This window comes from Desmonostoc vinosum (assembly GCF_059505385.1).
Map to the genome: position 1 here is coordinate 15530 of NZ_JCACKM010000011.1, position 15657 is coordinate 31186.

Sequence of the window (15657 nt, forward strand, 5' to 3'; positions counted from 1 at the left end):
TGAATAATTTTTTATTTATTCGATGATCACTGCTGTTATCTATGTAAATTTACGTTGGTAAAAATTATATGTCGATGTCAATATTTTGAAATTGTTCTAGAGCCAATACATTTATGTATAGGGTTCTCTCCCCCTGCCCCTTGTCCTCGACTTGATATCAAGGTGTAACTTGGCCAGTTTATTTTTTAAGTATCTACAATTGCAATTGGCATTGATTGTAAGCATCAGTATTTTTACCTTATGGGAAGCTAAATTACTAGCTGCACCGGAAAATTTTAATCCTGGTTTGCGGATACCACCAAAACTACCACAACAGACTAACTCCTCGCCAACATCTAGCGAATCAGTAAAAGCGATCGCGATTTTAGAAAGTATTGAAACAGACTACCGTTATGATACAGATAACTTTGGTCAACGCAATTTATTCATTGAACCAACAGCCCGGTTTCGATTGAGTAATGGTAACAAAATCTTCTTAAAAACAGGTGTTAATTACTTTGAACAGCGCAATATTGAATCAATTACCAACATTCCTTTTCAAGTGGGATGGCAAGGAAAAATTGATCAAGTTACTCTGCAAACAGCAGCCGGAATAGATGTTTTCAACCGTCTACCCGCAGCTATCAATTTCAATACCAAGATTGAAGCACCAATTATTCAACCGCAAGTTTCACCATCAGGTAAATTAGAGTCGATTGTAGTGCTGTCAGGTAACTTAGAGCAAGGGCCATATAAGTCTAATGCCCGAACTTTAGAAAATCAAATTACTGCTTGGCGATTTGGGCCTGATTTATACTGGCAAATCGATCGTTATACTAGCTTGTTTTCATCATTGCGTTTAGGGAATTACAACGATGGTAATTCCGATGTGCAATCTTTTACTCGACTAGAGCGCAAATTTGGACAATTTTCGCTAGCAGCGAATTTGTTTAACTGGAGTTACAAAAATGATTTTGAACGCCAAAGTGGTTATTTTTCTCCTCAAGATTTCCTTGTTTACAATGCTGAATTAGCTTGGGAAGGAGATATTGCAGAATTTTTACGCTGTCGGTTTGCTGCTAGCTTGGGACAACAAAGATTAAAAGGAGAATTTGATCAAGCTAATACTTATCAAACTCGTTGTACTGTGAAATTTTCGTCCAACATAGAGGCAGATGTGGGCTATAACTTCTCTAATGTTCGCAATCAAGATACAGGAACAAGCACCTACAGTGGTGACTCTTTAGTAGGGCAAGTACGAATTAAGTTTTAATTAAAAGATACTTCTTTTAATTACGACTTGCTAGTCTAATATCAAGTTCGCGTAATTACTTATTATTAAAATTTCTCCGTGTCCCCGTGTCCCCGCGTCCCCGCGTCAGCCCTAACGATAAGTCTTCAGACGAACATGATATAACATGGGTAACATTCCTCAGCAATTTCTTGGGTATTGGGGTTACGGTTCTCGATACAAATTGGAAGCGCTGTTAAATAGTGTAAATACGCAGGTAAACCAATCCTCACCACAAGAGAGTCATCTTAATCTCATCTGGAATGTTGTTTACATCGGACTGGATAAAAATGATTTTCCCTCGCAAAATCGGATTGCGGCGATTTCAGCATCAGGACTATCGACTACACCTGATGCTTGGGTGAGTGTACAAGAAAACAACTGCCTAATTTTAGGTAGAGAACCCTTTGGGAGAGTACCTTTGTACTGGACTCAGCAAGGGCAAGTGATTTGGTTCGCATCTCAATTACAATTACTCTTACCGATTCTAGAACAGCCAGAAGTCAGTATTGGTGGCTTATACGGCTACAGTTGTTTTTCTTATGTGCCAACTCCCTTAACTCCCGTGGATGGAGTGTTGGCAGTGGCGGCAGGAACTCAGGTGATTTGGCAAAGCGATCGCTCATCAGGTATACTCTCAACACCCCAATCCATAAATATACACTCTTGGCAAGAAGCGCCTGAACAGATAACAGACGCAGCCACAGCAGTTACCCAACTGCAAACTCTCCTGCAAAACACAATTCAGCGCCAGATTGCCGATTTAAAAGATGAACCCGTGGGGGTGTTGCTTTCTGGTGGACTTGATTCTTCGGTGGTGGCGGCGTTACTGGTGCAAGCAGGGGTAAAAGTCCATGCATACACGCTAGATTTTGGTTCGGCTGGTATCCCAGAATCTACATATGCCCAACAGGTAGCCGAGTTTCTCAAAATTCCTTTAGTCAAAGTTGCGGCAACTCCCAACTTGATTGAGAATGCTTTGATTCCCACTGTACAAGCTTTAGATTTGCCCTTTGGCGATGGGGTATGTGTTCCATTGTATCTTTTAGCCGAGAGGGCTAGTCAGGAAACTCAGGTGATTTTTAATGGTGAAGGCGGAGATCAATTGTTTGCAGGTTGGACGAATAAACCCTTAATCGCCGCAGGTGTGTATCAGGCAGGAGAGGAAAATTTTATGCAGCAGTATTTACGTACTTTCCACCGTCTTTGGGGCTATGAAGCTCAAGTTTATCAGCCACAGGTATACGCACAGGTACAAAATTTGCAACCCCAAGATTGGCTATTGGCAGCCCTCGAACCAACTAGGTGTAAATCTTTACTGCATCGCCTGCGTCGTGCCAACTTGATGCTGAAGGGGGCGCAAAATATTCATCCCCGCGCTACTGCTTTGGGTTTTGCTCATGGGTTGTGGGTGCGATCGCCTTTTTGTGATCTATCTTTAGCAGAGTGGACATTTGGTTTATCTGGCGAACTCTGCTTACAGGGGGCTTGTGAGAAGTATATCCTCAAAAGGGCTGTGGAAAATTGGCTACCAGAGGAAATTGTGTGGCGACAAAAACGCGGTATGGGTGTTCCTTTAACCTCGTGGTGTTTAAATGACTTCTGGTATCAGCTTGGTAGCTGGTTAAATCCGGGTATAATTTATGCTGAAAATCGCTTTTTACCCGACATTGCCGCGAAAATCGTTGCAGGCGAACTAGGTGCAGCTATTCAAGGGCGACGAATTGGGGAAATTCTTTGGTTACTAATTATGTGGGAACTTTGGCGATCGCATGTTTTAGGTGAAAAATTAGGTAAACAGTCTTGGAATCATCCGTTTTGGCTACCTAGTTGGATATGGAGAAGTTACAAGCGATGGCAAGCCTAAAAAAGAGTTCTCCTAATGTGCCTTTTTCTCAAGAGTTTGCTCAGGAGTTATTGAATACCTATGGTTCACCACTGTATGTTTATGATGGCGATCGCCTACGTCAAACTATTGAGCATATTACCAAGGCAGTGAGTTATCCTCGCACCAAATTTCGTTTTGCTAGTGTTACGAATGGTAACGTTGCGCTGTTACAAATTTTTCGCTCCAACGGGTGGGGACTCCACGCCAATACACCAGGAGATGTTTATCTGGGGTTGCAAGCAGGTTTTGATGCGAGTGATATTGTTTACAGTGGCAGTAATTTACACCCAGCGGAGATGGCACAAGTTTTAGATTGGGGAGTGACAACTCTCAATCTTGATAGTTTGGCTCAGGTGCAGTTATGTTGTGAAATTTTTGTTAATTATAAATACCCTTCTCTGCGTTTGGGTTTACGGCTGAATCTACCGGGAATTACTGACAATAATCGAATTGGTGTGTATCCGATAGAGTTTGCTGAGGCGATCGCTTTAACTCGTGGAGTCGGATTAAAAGTTAGTGGTTTGCACTTTTATCGGGGGACTGGAACCAATGCTACAGCAGCGTTTACCCAGGTGATTGATTCTGTGATTAACGTCGCTCAACAATTACCAGATTGGGAATATCTAGATTTTGGTGGTGGCTTTGGCTACCCTTATCATCATGGTGGTGTAGCATTTGACTGGCAAGTATTTGGGGCTGAGTTGACTGATAGAATCACTCGCCTGGGACGAGAGATTGATTTGGTAATTGAACCGGGACGAGCTGCGATTGCAGGATGCGCTACTTTGCTTGCCCAAGTTGTTTCTGTAAAATGGCAAGGAGATAAACAAATTGTAGGTGTTGATACTAGCGTTGCCAATCTCTCTGTACCCTCAGTATACGGTGGATACCGAGAGATTGTCACTTGGAAGCAAGGAGGATTACATAATTCCCAATTCAAAACTGATATTTGTGGTAACACGACCTATTCACGAGATTATTTAGGTAAAAATTGTCAGTTACCAGCTTTAAAAATTGGCGATATGATTGCCATTTTAGATGTAGGTGCTTACGGCTTTGCTATGTCATCTCATTTTTTACACCGTCCGAAACCAGCCGAGATCTTATTAGAAAATAGTACACATCGTTTGATTCGTCAAAGAGAGGATTATACTGTTTTGCTAGCAAATCAAGTACTTAAATAAAGGGCGTTACTGAATTAAAATATCAAACTCTTACTCTCTGCGCCTCTGCGCGACGGCAGTCGCTACAACGGGGGGAACCCCCGCAACGCGCTGCCTCCTCTGCGTGAAATAAATTCATCCCTATATTCACGAGAAATAGTCTTAAATTACTAAGGTTAAATACCATTATGAAGTGTATTAATTGTGGTACTGACAATAAGCTGAAAGACAGAGTTGGTAATTATGGGCGTTGTATAAAGTGCAATCATCAATTTGCTTTTGAACCAACAAGCATGGGTAAGGTGAAAATTACTGATCCGATGTTTGCTAAGGTGATAGCTGACCTTTCTGTAAATGACACTCTGTTTTTTACGCCAAAGCAACTGCTTTATTTTTTTGATAATCGTTTAAGAAAGAAGTCTTCTTCAGCAGTATTTGGTGTTTTATTTTTTTATGTAATATTAGCCGTTATACTTATCAGTGTTTGGTCTGGTAGTAGTGATAAGGAATCGTTAATATTTATAGCGGTAACAATCCATTTCATTGGTATTTGGATACTTTTTAGTGATAGCAAATCTACTAAACTTAATGCCAAAGCTCGTAAAACTAATGCGAGAGCTTTACAAATTTTAGGAATTATTGTTTTGGTACTAGGAATTTTTGCCAGTATAGTTGTTGTCAATTCCTTTGCAATATTTATTTTGAGTACTTTGATAGGGATGCTGTCGATATATTTAGGAACTCGGCAGTTAAGAAGAATTGGATTGGCACAAGAGTTTTTATTTGCTCAAAGTGAGTTTCAAGGGTGGCTAAATCGTTGGCAACAAATCAATGAAACTATTCTCAAAATTCTGCCGTCTCCCCGTGAGGAAAGTACATCAGCCACAATTAATCCTGATGTGACTGCTTACAGTTTTGATAGATTAGTTGTTTGTGATAGTGCTACGATCGCACAATTATTAATCGCTAATAATTTCCACTTTGAAAATAACTGTGCAATTTTGAGTGTCACTGGATATCCCCAGAATATTTTTGACACGACAATGCAAATGCTGCGTCGTAACCCAGAATTACAAGTTTATGCAATACATGATTGTAGTCCTCAAGGAATAAGTTTAGTTCACCATCTCCGCACTAGTTCTAATTGGTTTCTTGATAGCAATGTCGTAATTATTGATGTGGGACTAACACCGCGTCAAATTATTGCTACTAAGCGGGGAATGTTCATTCAATTTTCTCCAGAATCGGCGAAAGCAGCTCAAGAATTGTCTGGGGAAATTCGTCAAGGTTTATCTGCTGAGGAATTGCAATGGTTGGATTCTGGTAATTTTGTGGAATTGGAATCTTTCACGCCTCAAAGATTGATTCAAATTCTGCAACGGGGTATCAGCAATAGCCGTGATTTAGTAAGTGATGATAGTAGTTTAATATTGGTAGGTGATACAGGAAATGATATGTATGTTGTGCAGAGTTTTGGGTGAAGACGAGTAATGACCAATGAAATAATAGATATGCTTGCAGCTATTGGTAACAAAGACTACGCTCGTTTTCAAGAGCTAGAGCAAGCTTTTGTTTCTCAATATGGGGAAGAAGTTTGGGAGCAAGTTTTTAACTTTCGCGTCCTACCAGCGCTAGACAAGCCTGCTAGTAAGTGGTTGTTGGCACAGTGGATGAGTCATGGTATCAACAACATAAAAACTGTGGCGTGAATCCTTGTTAGTCATTTTTGATTCACTTGTAACCAAATCTCTAAACTTACTAATAACCAAAGTTTAACACCATAGCGTCCCCAAATATCACCTTTATAATCGAGCCAATCCTTGAGCAAAGATTGATTAATATAAGGTGCGATCGCACTCTTTTTACTTAATAACAATCTTCTAGCTTCTCGCTGCCAATATTTGCGAAACCCTAACTGCACAGGAACCATCATCCCACTTTTAGGACGATGGATAATCGTCTCTGGTAAAATATCTGTAACAGCTTGTTTGAGAACGGCTTTTTCTAATACTCCCGAAAGTTTATACTCCGGCGGAATTTGCATACTCAATTCAACTACTCGCTGATCAAAAAGAGGCGATCGCCCGTGTAAATCAACTGCTTGAGTTAAGTTATTTACTTTTGTAAGTATTTGATCAGCACCTTTAAATTTAATATTTAATGTCATTAACCGATTTAAGTAATTAGCCTCAGAATTTAAATCAGCAGAAAATACAGATGATTCTGTGTTTACTGCTGTCCAAACTTCCGGTTTTAAAAGTTGTGGCAAGTCGCTCGCACACTTTTGAAAAGCAATTAAATATGCTTGTAATGCATCTTGATTAGTCACAGAACCATATAAACTATTAATCAACATTGGCTGATTTTTCGGGCCACCAAAACAAGGATCGCCACCTTCACCATTGAGAATAACTTGCACATTCTCTCGTGCCATTCGTCCTACTAACAAATTTGGCACCGTCAAAGGATCGCCTATAGGATCATCCAAATACGCCATAGTTTCTGGTAGACGTTCCCACATATCCCGGAAGGTAATTTCGAGGATATGATGTTGAGTTTGACAATGTGTAGCCACCAAACCAGAAAACTCTAACTCATGCGGAGATTCGCTACCAAAATGAATTGAGTAAGTGTGAACTGGTGCATGATGAAACTTTGCCGCTAAAGCAGTGATACTACTAGAGTCTAAACCCCCTGATAAAAAAACACCAACAGGTTCATTTTGTGGTGAATATTCTTGAACAACTTGATTCAGTAAACAACGCAAGCGATCGCCATGCCATACTAAAGGCTGATCTGCATCTGTAACTTGCTGTCGCAGTTGCCAGTAAGTATCAACTTCCTCAGAAGGCATCCTGACAACAGTCCCCGGACGAACTTCTTGCACATCTTGCCAAAGTGTTCGTCCTCCTGGTACAAAAGCACAACAGAGATAATCTCGTAATGCCACCAAATCAAGATTACTGGAACGATAAGGTGTGAGCGATCGCAACTTTGGCGCAATCCAGCGAACAGCATCAGTGGTAGTGTAGTAAAGAGTACGGCTACCGATGCGATCGCGCCCTAGCCATAATACCTGTTGTTCACGATCCCAAACTACTAGCCCAAACATGCCTACTAATAGTTTTAGGCATTCCACCCCCCATTTTTCCCAAAGATGAGCAATTAATTGGCGATCGTTTTTCCAAAAGCTAGGTTCAATTCCCAATTTTTGTGATAACTCTACCTGATTACATAGCCACATATCCCCAATTACCACAAATCGCTGTGTAGCACTGAGTGCAAATTGTTCTGTTACTAGTGAGGAGATAATTGCAAACTGGTCATCTCGCCATACTATATTTGCTGTGAGAGTATTTATTTTTCCCCAAACTGCACACCAGCTAGGATTATATTCGCTAGATTTAAAACTTTTGTGGCGTTGCTGAATCACGGCGTTGCTGATTTATGGGACGATTTTTATCTCACGCAGAGGAGGCAGCGCGTTGCGGGGGTTCCCCCCGTTGTAGCGACTGCCGTCGCGCAGAGTCGCAGAGAGAAAGAGAGGGGAATACCCTCTCTTGTTACTAGATCTTTAGTAATCCGATTACTTGTTCTAGTCTCATCTTGGCTACGTGCAAGTTCAACAGTTTCTCTTGCTCGTATCTGTTAGGATAATTCATCCTCCTGCCTTCTAGGGTGATTTTGATGAGTGCTGCTTGCTCATCTGTGGGTGAATTTATCTCATCTACGATGGTTGTCAACGACTGGATAGCTGTAAACCCAGGCATCCTTAACCCTCTATCCTGTTTCATCTGCTGCAACGCTAACTGTGGAAATGCCATCAACGAGACAATATAGCTTGTTTTATACCCTGAGTTCCCAGTTGGTTTAATACCGTACCTAGCGCACAGAATTCTCAACTGAGCAGTCGTCAACACTTCAAGTTCGGAACGAGTGAACATAAAATAGAGTTACCTCTTGTAAAAGTGGTATCGGTAGGTAACAAGTTTCTCAGGCTGTGATACCTACCGATTCTAAAACTCTATCCTCTTGCTAGCAAGTCGTTCAAGTTATATTTACTTTTCTCAACAATGCCGAATCCCAAAGGGAACCCAGAAAATTTACAGCCGATGAAGTCAGACCGGGAAGAACCCTTAACCGAGCAAGTTAACTTACGTGTTAGCAAAAGAATGAAAGAAGAGATACAGCAACAAGACAACCCGCCTGAATTTTGTAGAGAAGCAATACAAAAAGCACTAGATGAGAAAAAAAGTAAATAATACTTAACTCTTCTCACATTCTCCTCCGCGCCTCTGCGCGACGGCAGTCGCTACAACGGGGGGAACCCCCGCAACGCGCTGCCTCCTCTGCGTGAGATTTTCACCCCATATTCAACAAAGCCAAACACTAGAGATAAAAACAAACCTGTAACCCCACAGGCGTTTGAATAATCACAGACTCCACTCCAAAAACCTCCCCTATATTACTTGGATTCAGAACTTCCTCCGGCGTACCAACTCCCCAAAGATAGCCCTGTTTCAACAAAGCAATTCGAGAACTATATCGCGCGGCCAAATTTAATTCATGTAAAACCGTGACAATAGTTAACTCCTGTTGTTGATTAAGATTCTTCAGCAATTCCAAGAGTTGCAATTGATAATTAACATCTAAATAAGTTGTAGGTTCATCTAATAGTAAAACTTTAGGCTCTTGCGCTAGAGCCAAAGCTAAAAAAGCCCGTTGTCTCTCACCACCAGAGAGTTGTTCAACTAGGCGATCGCTTAATTTTTCGAGTTGCGTCTTTTGAATAGCATACTCAACCTTTTGCCAATCTTCAACATTTAATTCCCATTGCCACCAAGGTTGGTGTGGCGTGCGTCCTAAACTTACTAATTGTCGTACAGTTAAGCCAACAGGAACCGTTTGTTGTTGTGGTAAAAGAGCTAATTTTTGTGCAACTAAATTTGGTGGTTGAGAGTGAATTACTTTGCCATCAAGTAATACCATTCCTTGCTGTGGTGAGAGAATGCGACTCAGCAATTTGAGTAACGTAGACTTACCAGAACCATTAGCACCCACCAAACTCAACCATTCTCCTGTTTGTAGAGTCAAGTTGACATTTTGGACAATTGGTACACTTGTGTAACCGCCAGTTAGATTTTGTAATTCAAGAGGCATTTTGTAATTCGTAATTCGTAATGACGCTCGAGGACTCGCTAACGCTGCGCTAACGTAATTCGTAATAGGGAATTGTCATTTGTTGTTGATTATTCTCCGCGTCCCCGTGTCCCCGCGTCCCCGCGTCCCCGCGTCTCCCTTATTCCCCTTACAACTTCCCCAACCCACCGGAACGGCGATAAAGTAACCAGATAAATAACGGTGAACCTAGCAAGGCGGTGACGGAACCTACAGGTAATTCTACTGTTCCCAATCTGGAGAGTAAATCGGCAAAGGTCAGTAACCATGCGCCAGCCAGTGCCGAAAGTGGTAAAACAAAGCGGTGGTCTGTACCAACGATGAGGCGGACACCATGGGGGACAATCAAACCAACGAAGCCTATCAAGCCACCAATACTGACTGCACCAGCGGCTAATAATGTAGCAACACCACCGATTAATAAACGCGATCGCGTTAACGAAACCCCTAAACCTACAGCTAAATCATCTCCCAAGGCTAGCACGTTTACCGATCGCGCTAGCAAGCATCCACCCAGCAGTGCAAAGATAATATAAGGGCCAGCTGTAGAAATTTCTTTCCAACCCCGCCCGTTGAGGCTACCAACCAACCAACTCAGCGCAATTTGAATTTGTCCATCCTCAGCTAATAAAAGCAACGTACTTTGCACCGAACCAAATAAAGAACTGATTGCCACTCCACCTAAAATCAACCGCTCAATCGAAATTCCCGACCCCGCACGACCTAGTAAAATTACGATCGCAGAAGTCAAAATCGCTCCCATCCAAGCTGCTAAAGGAATCGCCGTTGGGAAAACTTGTAATACTATCATCAGAATTACAATCAGTCCTGCACCCGCAGAAATACCCAAAATAAAAGGATCAGCAAGACTATTTCGTAACATTCCTTGCAGTAGTGCCCCCGACATTCCCAATGCAGCACCAACAATCAGAGCAGCAATAATACGCGGGAGACGCAAATCCCAAAGTATTGTCTGTTTAATAGGATCGCCTTCACGGAAAATTGCTTGCCAAAATTCTGAAATACTTAAAGGTACTGCTCCTTGAGACAAAGACACTACCAGCGTTAGCAACAAGGCTGTGGCCAGAAATAAAACAGCCCAGAATACTCGATATTTTGTAAAAATTGTCGGCAAGAGTCTAATCAACATAATTCATAATTCGTAGTTACAAACCCCTTCAGGGTAGGAAACTCTTAAGAAGAAACGGGGAACACTAATAAAAACTTTATTTGTGGGTATAAAGTAGCGGCAGCTCTATACCCATTTAATTACGAATTACGAATTACGAATTATTTAACTCCAGCCCACCTTGATACCCAGTTACAATACGGCTACCATTTTTAAGAACATGAACCTCAATTTGGTCACTTGCCCAAGTAATCTGGTCAGAGAAAGCGGGGTTAAAAATATGAATTCGTTGATTACTTGATGAAACCGGCGAATTGGGAGAATTAATTGCTAGAGATTGCACAAAAGGCCCATCAATCAGGATATCAAGCTGCTCTAACAATGCCTGAGAACCTGGTGGTGCAGATTCAGATTGTAGTTGCTTAAGGGTGAACCCTGTAAAAGACATAACATTTAATCCAGCAGTTTTTACCTTACTTGCCAAAGCAGCCAGTGCAGTTGCTTGCCAAAATGGTTCTCCACCAGAGAAAGTTATACCTGTGTTGTGGGGGTTGCCAAGAATGTTCTCAGCAAGAGTATCAACAGCAATCAGTTGGTTAACCTCGAATGGCCAGGAATCGGGGTTAAAGCAGCCAGGACACTCACGCGGACAACCTTGTACCCAAACAACTGCACGACAACCAGGGCCATTAACTTCTGAGTGATCAACATAGCCCATAATGTTGAGATAGCCAGGAGGTATATCTGTAAATGATGGGTCAGTTGGTTTAGTTTCCATCTATAATTTTCTCCTTTGAATCACCTAGCATAGTGCTATTGACTCAACACAAGCATTGATCTTTTTTTGAGTTTTTCAATGCTAGCGAGGATTGCTAATAAATTCTGTCTCAACACCTGCAATAAAAAAGCGACATTTCGGTTTGAGATTCCGGCGTTGCAGTTGCGCCTGTTTGCTAAACAAATTACACTTAAATTGTTTATTTTAATAAATGATAAGTCTTTCACCGGACATGATATGAGGGGAGGCAGGGGAAGAAATAACCAACACTCATTCCCCAGTCCCCACTCAAACCTTCTTTTTTACTAATTCTGCAATCTGAGAAGGGCGTTCAGCAACAGGAACTTTGATTTTTTTGAAAGCATCAAATTTACTTTGGGCTGTACCAAAGTTGGGTGCGCGTCCCATGGCTGTAGCCAGAGTTCCAGTTTGACGCCAATGTTTAACTGGTGGTGCTTGTCTACCTGCTATATAAGCGATTACTGGTTTGTCAATTGCCTCGGCTATGTATCGTGCTGCTGCTTCTTCACTATCACCACCAGGTTGACCTACTAAAACGATCGCTTGTGTAGTTTCATCCTCATCAAGAATTTGCAACCATTGCAAAAATGATGAGCCAACGATCGCATCACTACCAATACTGACACTAATCGACTGTCCCAAACCAGCTTTTGTCAATTCGTAGGCGATTTCATAGGTAAGGGTGCTACTACGACTGACAATACCCACGGGGCCGGGTGTATAAAATTCACTAGGTTGAGTACCCAAAAGGATTTTTCCTGGCACAATAATTCCAGGACTATTTGGCCCCACTACCAAGGTTTCACAAACCTCTGTTTTGCGGAGCAATTGCACCATATCCAAAGGTGGCACGCCAGCAGAGATGATGATAATCTGGTGAATGTGAGATGCGATCGCTTCTAATGCTGCATCTAGCACTTGGTAAGGCTCTACACAAATAATTGTCGTGTCAATTGCCCCAAATTGGGATGTCACCTCCTCCACCAAATCAAATATTGGGAGATCGTAAATTTTTTGTCCGCCAAATCCAGGATTGACACCAGCTATTACATTTGTGCCATAAGCTTTCATTTGAGCAATATGAGTTGCTGATATAAATTCACAGAAGCCTTGGATTAAAACTTTACTCTCTGGTGTTAAATTCATAAAAAATACAGTAAGGTTGACAACTTGGATGTTGCATAATGCTCAATAGACTTCTTGCAAAAGTCCTAATTACAGTTTCTTTAAGATTTATGCAAGAGGTCTAATGAGCTATCTGTAGTTACAAAATATCCAATACGGTTTCTAATAGAATAACGCACTCATGATGATAGTATACAAAGCCAAGTTGGAAGGAACAGATGACCAGTATCGCAAGCTCGATGAAGCTTTGCGGACTGATTTGTCTGTTCGTAACGCTTGCCTTCGCTACTGGATGGACGGTCAGCTTGGATTTTGTTTATCTTCTAAGTCATATTTAGCCCAAATATAACTAGACTTTTTTCGCCTTAATATCCTCCTAACTTGAGAACTAAGCTAAAAAACATCTAAATTACATAATCAAATTAAATAAAACTCTTGTGGGGTGGGCATCTTGCCCGCCCTAATTATGCAAGTTATATGTGGAACAGCTTACTTAATTCAATACTTTTTTATTATCTGATATCTTGCACCAGTCCCAAAAACCGCCATAGGTTAAAAACCTATGGCTAATAGCAAAAGTCCTCTCAAGAGGACTAAATCTCACAAAAAGCAGAGATTTTAGTCCACTTAAGTGGACTTGACCTAATAAGAGCGAGAATTTATTCTCTGGCGGGAGATTGGGCAGGTGCAAGATCTAAGTTATGCAACTTAAGTGCCGATTAGCTTATTAAGCATGGAGTGGAGGCTGTTAAGGGTAGGGGTACTAACTTGTGCTGGTGTGCTGATTTGACTGGGATTCTTCCGAGGCTAAGTGCCTAAACAGTAGCAATAAAGGTCGTTTAAAATTGATGATACTGGCAAAATTATCCAAGTTTTTCATGAGAAGTTTATTAGCCACAACTCAAATACTTGATTTGGCTAACAACTGTAGTTTATTTAACTAGGATAATTTAGAAATGTCTCAAATCACAATTTCTACCTTGCATACTGCTGGCTCTGATCTATTTTCTGATTCTGAAAGCTACTTAAAAGAGTTGTCTGAAGAAGACCTTGATATTCAAGGTGGTATTTGGCCTATTCTCGCTATGGAAATAAGCGGTTCTATTGTGACAGTTGGTTCTGCATTTGTTGGGGTTGGTATTGGAGTGGCCGCAAGCTACGCATATACTAAATACAAAACAACAATCGACTAGAACTGGATGTTAGAAAAGGGTTTCATATAATTTAGCAATTTTGATGAAATCCAGTCATCAAAAAATTTAATTATCTTTGGGCACAACAATCTTAGTTGTGCCCAAAAAGTAAGCTTGCACTCTTAATTCATTAGATTATTTCACACCGAAGAGTGTACGGATAATTGGTGGGGGCTTAAGACCCTCACCATCTTATTGACTATAGTTTTTTGGACAAAATTACTGGAATTATAGCTGAAAATCCAAAGAGGAAATCCAAAGAGCAATCCTTGGAATCCCCCGCTATACTCGGTACTCCGAGTTAGCAGTGGGAGGATGTCAATATACCCCTACATACTTAGTTTAGTTAAGAGGAATAACGGGTAATTGAATACCAACTGTAGTACCTGTGACTCTATCAGACTGAATGTATAATTCCCCATCATGAGCATTGACGATACGTTTGGTAATGGCAAGCCCTAGACCAGTACCACTAGATTTCGTAGAAAAAAACGGCTGCGTTAGCTTTGACAATATATCTGAGGGAATTGGCTCACCACCATTGCAGACATTAATACATACTCTATCTTCAGATAAGATATTTACTTCCCATTTAATGACTTCTCCTGCTGAAATTGCCTCACAAGCATTGCGGACAATATTAATAAACACTTGTTTTAGCTTATCTCTGTCCCCTAAGATTTTGACTGTAGGTATAGCAGGGATAAATTCAATTTGCCGCAAGAGTGCTTCTGGCATCTCACACATAGGCATCAGCAACTCACCAATGAATTCATTCACATCTAATTCACACAGTTGCAACACTTGGGGCTTGGAGTAAAGTAAAATTTCACTCAGCAGATTTTCTAGACGACTGGCTTCCTCAAGTGCCAGCAATAATCGTTCTTGAGCAGCTTGAGTGAGAATAGCTTTCTTAAAATACTTCAATCCCATGATCATTGTAGTCAGGGGATTGCGAATTTCATGCACAATCATTGCTGCAAATTCTCCAATGGCTGCCAATCGTTCCTGCTCTAAAAGCTTAGCTTGCGCTGCTCGCAATTCTGCGGTACGTTTTTCTACCTCAGCTTCTAGAATTTGATTAAATTTGCATTGTTGCTGGTAAAGATGGTAATGATCGATCGCAGTTGCCGCACGTTCTGCAAACAATTCTACAATTTGGATTTCTTCTGTTGTAAATTCCCTTACTTGCCGATGAAAAGAGCAAACAGTCCCAAACACCTGACCTTCAGAGGTTTGTAATGGTATCCCTAAATATGCTCGATAACCTGGTGCAGGTTTGCCATACTGTGGATTAACTAAAGCATCCTCAACAGCTAATGCACGACCAATTTGAATAACTGTAGCAATTAACCGACCATGCAATGCATAGACACGGGGAGTATCTTCAGACAGTTCTAAACTACTCGCTAGGATAGTTTCAAACCCGTCTTGGCAAAAGGTAACAACTGTCCAATCTACTTTAATTAGTTCGCTGACTCCGCAGGCAATGTTGTGTAAATAGCTACCTAGCTCACCAGTGCGATAGTTCAAAGAGGATAAACGTACAATGATTTGCCGCTCACGCTGCCAAGGTTGCTGCAATAACATTTCTTCATTATTGGCTTTGCTCATGGACGCTAGTTGCATATTTGAAAAAAATTAAGTTAAAAATCAAATGTTAAATCTTGGATTTTCCAAATACTTAGCTTTGGATATCTAGATAATTTTATAAGTAAATCTTACTAGATAGATGTGTATTTTACGCAGAAAAATATGAAATTTTATTTAAGTAAATATAAATTTATACAACATTAGCAAGCAAAAATCATCATGGTTATGTTGAGTAACATAGACCTAGCTTGAAAATAGGGAGTGGGAAAGAAATATTTTCAAGGCACGTTCAATGATTATATTGCAAGAAAACAGTATA

At 40.9% G+C, this 15657-nt stretch carries 15 protein-coding genes; 8 read left to right on the top strand and 7 right to left on the bottom strand.

Translation table 11 applies throughout. From position 1 onward, the window contains the following. Positions 1-205: 205 nt before the first annotated feature. The 5 genes from AC5JMF_RS01085 (at position 206) to AC5JMF_RS01105 (ending at position 6030) form a co-directional block, all read left to right on the top strand. A complete protein-coding gene (locus AC5JMF_RS01085; protein ID WP_495793873.1) occupies positions 206-1252 on the top strand; it encodes a cellulose synthase subunit BcsC-related outer membrane protein in 1047 nt (348 codons plus the stop codon). 145 nt (positions 1253-1397) lie between these two features. Further along, complete coding sequence (locus AC5JMF_RS01090; RefSeq protein ID WP_495793874.1) at positions 1398-3137, top strand: asparagine synthetase B family protein; 1740 nt, start codon at positions 1398-1400, stop codon at positions 3135-3137. Beyond that, positions 3125-4342 (top strand): diaminopimelate decarboxylase family protein, encoded by a 1218-nt coding sequence (locus AC5JMF_RS01095; protein WP_495793875.1) that lies wholly within the window; start codon positions 3125-3127, stop codon positions 4340-4342. The genes AC5JMF_RS01090 and AC5JMF_RS01095 overlap by 13 nt, the downstream gene beginning before the upstream one ends. 167 nt (positions 4343-4509) lie before the next feature. Then, complete coding sequence (locus AC5JMF_RS01100; RefSeq protein ID WP_495793876.1) at positions 4510-5802, top strand: toprim domain-containing protein; 1293 nt, start codon at positions 4510-4512, stop codon at positions 5800-5802. Positions 5803-5811: 9 nt separating this feature from the next. Next, positions 5812-6030, top strand: coding sequence for a hypothetical protein (locus AC5JMF_RS01105; protein WP_495793877.1), 219 nt, complete (start codon positions 5812-5814; stop codon positions 6028-6030). Between the two features lie 11 nt (positions 6031-6041). Here AC5JMF_RS01105 and AC5JMF_RS01110 read toward each other — a convergent pair whose 3' ends face one another. Both AC5JMF_RS01110 and AC5JMF_RS01115 read right to left on the bottom strand, forming a co-directional pair. Continuing rightward, on the bottom strand, positions 6042-7754 hold the full coding sequence (locus AC5JMF_RS01110; RefSeq protein ID WP_495793878.1) for an asparagine synthase-related protein: 1713 nt from the start codon (positions 7752-7754) through the stop codon (positions 6042-6044). 133 nt (positions 7755-7887) lie between these two features. Further along, entirely contained in the window at positions 7888-8265 is a 378-nt protein-coding gene (locus AC5JMF_RS01115) for a hypothetical protein (RefSeq protein WP_495793879.1), read from the bottom strand. A 129-nt stretch (positions 8266-8394) separates the two neighbouring features. Between AC5JMF_RS01115 and AC5JMF_RS01120 the strand changes: the two genes are divergently transcribed. Beyond that, positions 8395-8583: a hypothetical protein gene (locus tag AC5JMF_RS01120; RefSeq protein ID WP_495793880.1), complete on the top strand. Its 189-nt coding sequence runs from the start codon at positions 8395-8397 to the stop codon at positions 8581-8583. A 127-nt stretch (positions 8584-8710) separates the two neighbouring features. Here the strand turns inward: AC5JMF_RS01120 and AC5JMF_RS01125 are convergent, their stop codons facing one another. From AC5JMF_RS01125 to AC5JMF_RS01140, 4 genes are all read right to left on the bottom strand, one after another. After that, a complete protein-coding gene (locus AC5JMF_RS01125) occupies positions 8711-9481 on the bottom strand; it encodes an ABC transporter ATP-binding protein (protein ID WP_495793881.1) in 771 nt (256 codons plus the stop codon). A gap of 148 nt (positions 9482-9629) precedes the next feature. Continuing rightward, positions 9630-10649: a FecCD family ABC transporter permease gene (locus tag AC5JMF_RS01130; RefSeq protein WP_495793882.1), complete on the bottom strand. Its 1020-nt coding sequence runs from the start codon at positions 10647-10649 to the stop codon at positions 9630-9632. 133 nt (positions 10650-10782) lie between these two features. Continuing rightward, positions 10783-11406 carry a 4Fe-4S single cluster domain-containing protein gene (locus AC5JMF_RS01135; protein WP_495793883.1) on the bottom strand — a complete coding sequence of 208 codons (624 nt, stop codon included), beginning with the start codon at positions 11404-11406 and terminating at the stop codon, positions 10783-10785. Positions 11407-11694: 288 nt separating this feature from the next. After that, complete coding sequence (locus AC5JMF_RS01140; RefSeq protein ID WP_495793884.1) at positions 11695-12573, bottom strand: succinate--CoA ligase subunit alpha; 879 nt, start codon at positions 12571-12573, stop codon at positions 11695-11697. A 160-nt stretch (positions 12574-12733) separates the two neighbouring features. Between AC5JMF_RS01140 and AC5JMF_RS01145 the strand changes: the two genes are divergently transcribed. Both AC5JMF_RS01145 and AC5JMF_RS01150 read left to right on the top strand, forming a co-directional pair. Further along, positions 12734-12901 carry a hypothetical protein gene (locus tag AC5JMF_RS01145; RefSeq protein ID WP_495793885.1) on the top strand — a complete coding sequence of 56 codons (168 nt, stop codon included), beginning with the start codon at positions 12734-12736 and terminating at the stop codon, positions 12899-12901. 607 nt (positions 12902-13508) lie between these two features. Continuing rightward, positions 13509-13745 (top strand): hypothetical protein, encoded by a 237-nt coding sequence (locus AC5JMF_RS01150; protein ID WP_495793886.1) that lies wholly within the window; start codon positions 13509-13511, stop codon positions 13743-13745. 342 nt (positions 13746-14087) lie between these two features. On the opposite strand, the gene AC5JMF_RS01155 is transcribed toward AC5JMF_RS01150, so the two are convergent. Beyond that, the gene (locus AC5JMF_RS01155) at positions 14088-15359 is read right to left on the bottom strand and encodes an ATP-binding protein (RefSeq protein WP_495793887.1); all 1272 of its coding nucleotides are present in this window, start codon (positions 15357-15359) and stop codon (positions 14088-14090) included. Between the last annotated feature and the right edge of the window lie 298 nt (positions 15360-15657).